The following is a 4,398-nucleotide window of genomic DNA, read 5'->3' as shown; positions in this document are numbered from 1 at the left end:
GGACGGCGGGGAGGGGCTTGCGGGGGGCCTTCTTCTGCCGGGGCGTGTGCGCCCGGCGTGCGGGCTCGTCCTCGGCCTGCTCCTTGCCGCGGCCGGGCTGGTTGCAGGAGATCGTGCGGGTGATGATCCGGCCGCCGGGGACGCGTTCGCGTTCGCGGCGCAGATAGCCGTGGGTCTCCAGCTCGCGCAGGGCGGCGGCGATACGGGTCGTGCCCTCCTGGAAGCGGCCGGCGAGCGTCCTGATGTCGACGCGGGCGCCCTTGGGGAGCGACTGGATGTGCGCGGCCAGCCCGATCGCGACGAGGGACAGCTCGGGGTGCTGGGCGAGGTGGTTGCCGATCACCGTGAAACGGGTGGTGTGGCGGGTGTGGTCGTGGGTCAGGCCGCCGCCGTACGGGCTCTGCCGTTTCGGGTGCTTGTTGTCGGCAAGCCGGGCACGGGCGCGCGAGGGCGCGCTAGGGTTCTGCGTATCCATCGGGAAGGGCTGCTTCCTTGGTGGTCAGGCCCTCGCACTGGGATTGCCGTCCCGGCGGGGGCCGTCGTATGTCTGCGGTTGTTGTGCGGTGTCGTGCTGCGCCGAGCGTAGGTCAGGTGACCGCTCCCGAATCCAGCCAAGTGGGCGATGTTCACCCGCGAGGGTGAGGCGGCCCGCTGAGCGGGAGGAGGGGTGGGGTTTGGCGGGGTTCTTTCACCCTTGAGTTCTTTGGTGGTGACAGCCCGTGGCACCGGAGCGTGGATTTTTGGGTGCCGGTGGAAGGGTGACTTCGGCTCAGACGGTCTAGCGCGGCGGGCGCCCGGGAGTGGTTCCCCAACGGTCGGAGGGGGCTTCGACGAGGAGGAGGCCCCGGCCGGACTCGGACTCGGCCTCGGGGCGGTGCGTTGGGCGCGGGGCAGTCGTTCACTGCGGGTGTCCGTGACCTCGATACGGAGAGCGCGGCCGATCACGTAGAGCATGGGTCGAAGTCCCGGCCCGGTACGCGTTCGTGCGTCGCGGCGTTGGCCGCCGGCTCGGCGAGGTTGGCGTCAGCAGTGGAACGTCTGCTGGAGGTGGGGCGCTTGCACAACGTCGTGCTTCAAATGATGAGGACGCGCCTCCTTCAGCTCGCGCTCACAGCGTCCGCCTGGGCGGACTTCGTGGCGTACGCGGCCGGGGGCTGACCGTCCCGGCGGGGTGGGGGAACCGTCCCGTCGGCGACCAGTTCCGCCACCGTGTCACCGTGGTTGCGGACCAGGTAGTCCATCGCGTGTTCGGTGGAGGACTGGTACTCCAGCTGCTCGCCGTAGAAGCGGAGCCGGGTCTCGCAGTCCTGGACCAGTTCACCCCAGGTGCGTACCCAGATCCGGTACGTCGGCTGGTTGAGGGCGCAACCGGGGGGATTGTGGGGTTGGTGGGACAGCTCGCGGAGCGTGTCGGTCATGTCGTTGCCGACCAGCCAGAAGTCCCACGTCGTACGGGTGTCCCGGAATCGGTCGTCCTTGCGGACGGCTTGCGCGTAGCTGCTGAGCTGCTCGAACTCGGCTGATCCCAATACGAGTCCGGGGCGCTTCAACTCGATCACCAGATGGTGCCGCTCGTCGTGTCGGTGACGGGACGCGCGCGACAGCATGAGGTCGATGATTCCGCGGCGCCCGTCGGGCCGTAGGACCTGAGGGCCCGCGGGGTCCTCGCGGCCGAGCAGGTGGCAGTGCTGTCGCAGGACCTCGGTGAGGCTTCGATCGCTCACATGCAGGCCGTACTCCTCACCGAAGACCCAGCACTCGTTCTCCAGGATTCGGTGGAGTTCGGAGCGTTCCTTCACGCGGTTCTTGGCTTCGGGGTCGAAGACGAGGTGCTCCAGCGCCGCCAGGAAGTCCAGGCGGCTCGTCGCGGCCGTCGAGGCCTTGACCAGGGCCGACAAGGGAGTGCGGTCGAGAAGTCGGTTGAGCTGCTCCCGTTCCTGCTTGGAGAGGTTGAACAGTTCCTCGGCGATCCGCAGCACGTCCGAGGGCTCGTGTGCGAGCACGGACCGAAGCAGGGCGAACGTCGTCCTGCGCGTCCCGGTGGACTTGGGCAGGTGACGGAAGACGGTCGTAGCCACGGCGTCGAACGTCTCGCGTTCAGTGCGTTCGCGCGCGCCCGCAGGTTGCCCCTCGTACGGGTAGATGCCCTCCCGGCGCCATTCCGTGACCTGTTCCCGCCGTCGTTCGTCCACGCGCGCGCGAAAGTGAGCCTTGAGCTGGTCGCGGGCAGCCGTGAGCACCTCGGTGAGCGGCCCATGCGCCGCCCAGTCGGTGAAGGCGAGGTCCCCGGAATCGACGTCGTCGAAGCCGGACCAGCTGAGATGTGCCGTGAACTCGAAGCCCGGGGCCTGGATGCCTGGCTTGAGCTGTGCCTGTGACATGCCTTCGCCGTCGCAGAGGAAGAGCGCGCGGGTGACGGGCCTGCGCCACTCGACTACCTTGAGACGTGCAGGGTCGCCGCTCCAGCCGGCGGGGGAGGGCAAGACGTAGTCGCGTACATGCGCCTGTTCGGCGGCGGGGTCGAGGTCGTGGCCGTCGTACTCGATCCGGACGTCCGGGTACTTCTCCAGGTACGTGGCGAACGCGGTGGTGAGCGATGACCGGGCCCGCTCGTCGGCCAGGATGTCCAGCTGCTCGTCCCCGCCGAACGCCTCGAACAGCGTGCCGTTGGGGTCGGTGGTGGGCTCCGGGTCGCCGATGTCGAACTCGTCCATCGAGCGCTGGTCCGCCTCTATCACCAGCTGCTGCCTGCCCTCGAGCGTGTCGCTGACGCTGGTCCAGCGCACCTGGGTACCGAGGGCGAAGGCACGCACCAGGCCGCGCCCGTTCTTGCCGTGCAGGGCACGCTTCTTGACGGGGCTGCCCTGCGCGCGCTTCTTCCAGGAGGCACCGATCGGCCGGAAGTACTCCTCGCAGTGCTCGGCAGACATCCCGCTGCCGTCGTCCTGGACGCGGACCCGGTCCACACCGCCCAGGTCGTTGCGCTCCAGCGAGACGACCACCTGTCCGGCGTCGGCGTCGACGGCGTTCCAGATCAGCTCCTCGACCGCGCCGATCGGATCGCGCAGCCGCGCCAGCTCCGCGACGTGCTCCCGGCTGGTCTCCAGCCGCACCTTCACCATGACGTCGGTTTCTCCGGTTCTGTCATGCATCCCTGATCGAGGGCAAAGTCTGCCCTCTCCGGTGGGTTTGACGTGTGAAATCGCCGCGAGATCACTCTTGGTACTCTGCCGCCTCCGTATCAGGACATCCATGCGAAGAGGTGTGAATGAAGTCAGGCAGACGGTCCGTCGCGGTGGCCACGCTCGTGGGGGCGCTCGGGCTCTCGGTGCTGAACGCGCCGGCGGCGAACGCGGCGGACACCGGTATCACCGTGTCGGACATCGTCATCAACAAGGGCAAGCCGATCGTGGTGGGTACGTCGAAGGAGGTGGCGCCTCCGATCTCCTTCAACATCGCCCTGCCGGCCGGGCAGAGCACCGCGAAGCCCTCCGGCTACACCGCGCACCCCTTCATCTACCGCGGCAAGCTGAAGACGGCCGTCGACACCGGCGACGGCTACATAGGCCCCGGGATCTACACCTGCTTCGAGGTCGACGCGAAGCACGCCCGCTGCGAGGGTGAGTTCCACATCGACCCGCACCCGAGCCGGAAGCAGGTCAACACCAACGCCGCCGCCACGACCTGGAAGGTCGCCGTCGCACTGCGCCTGTGGAAGTCCAACGGCGGTCTCAAGACCGAGGAGTACGAGACCCGGTCCAAGACCGTGCAGCTCAAGCGCGTGGCCAGGGCGACCGTCGGTGCCACGCCGGAGACGGTCACCGAGGGGAAGAAGATCACCGTCATGGGCAAGCTGACCCGGGCGAACTGGAGCACCAAGAAGTACGGCGGCTACAGCGGCCGTACGGTCAGCCTCCAGTACCGCGCCTCGGACGCCACCTCGTTCAAGACGGTCAAGAAGGTCACCACCAGCAGCACCGGCGGCCTGAAGACCACGGTCAACGCCTCCGCCGACGGCTTCTACCGCTGGGTGTACTACGGCAACACCACGACCGGCACCGCCACCAGCCCGGCCGCCTACGTCGACGTGCGCTGACCCTCCGACTCGCCGCCGGGGTGTTCAGCGGAGCGTCGGGACCTCGCCCCCCTCCGCCCGCGTCAGCGTGACCCCCGCCAGACCGCGCAGCCTGCGTTCCGCCACGGCGGTCAGCGCGGCGGCGGTCGGCGGGGTCCCACCCAGGCCGATGGCATAGCGGACGGGGTCCGTGGTGAAGGGGCGGGGCCAGGCGTGGCAGTCGGGGGCCAGTTCCGCGAGGTCCGTGATCCTGACTCTTATACACATATCCGCGCCACCGAGACAGGCCGAGAACCGGTATGCCGTCCACTGCCAGAAAAAAA

General features: G+C 68.6%; 3 protein-coding genes and 2 pseudogenes. 1 reads left to right on the top strand and 4 read right to left on the bottom strand.

The window, feature by feature from the left end; all coding sequences use genetic code 11:
- The 3 genes and pseudogenes from P1P70_RS41330 to P1P70_RS41320 form a co-directional block, all read right to left on the bottom strand.
- Nucleotides 1-475: pseudogene (locus P1P70_RS41330) on the bottom strand (helix-turn-helix domain-containing protein); the annotation flags it as partial.
- Nucleotides 476-688: 213 nt separating this feature from the next.
- Nucleotides 689-1,016 (bottom strand): annotated as a pseudogene (locus P1P70_RS41325) (ATP-binding protein); the annotation flags it as partial.
- A gap of 81 nt (nt 1,017-1,097) precedes the next feature.
- Nucleotides 1,098-3,152, bottom strand: a complete 2,055-nt coding sequence (locus P1P70_RS41320; RefSeq protein WP_319247145.1) for an ATP-binding protein — start codon at nt 3,150-3,152, stop codon at nt 1,098-1,100.
- A gap of 116 nt (nt 3,153-3,268) precedes the next feature.
- Here P1P70_RS41320 and P1P70_RS41315 point away from each other — a divergent pair, with 116 nt between their 5' ends.
- Nucleotides 3,269-4,096 carry a hypothetical protein gene (locus P1P70_RS41315; RefSeq protein ID WP_319247143.1) on the top strand — a complete coding sequence of 276 codons (828 nt, stop codon included), beginning with the start codon at nt 3,269-3,271 and terminating at the stop codon, nt 4,094-4,096.
- A gap of 24 nt (nt 4,097-4,120) precedes the next feature.
- On the opposite strand, the gene P1P70_RS41310 is transcribed toward P1P70_RS41315, so the two are convergent.
- The coding region (locus P1P70_RS41310; protein WP_319247141.1) for a hypothetical protein at nt 4,121-4,398 on the bottom strand (278 nt) is incomplete at its 5' end.

Origin of the sequence: Streptomyces sp. MB09-02B (genome assembly GCF_033794485.1) — a bacterium.
Taxonomy (GTDB): Bacteria; Actinomycetota; Actinomycetes; order Streptomycetales; family Streptomycetaceae; genus Streptomyces.
The sequence above is the reverse complement of the archived record's forward strand: the minus strand, read 5'-3'. Positions and strand labels throughout refer to the sequence as shown.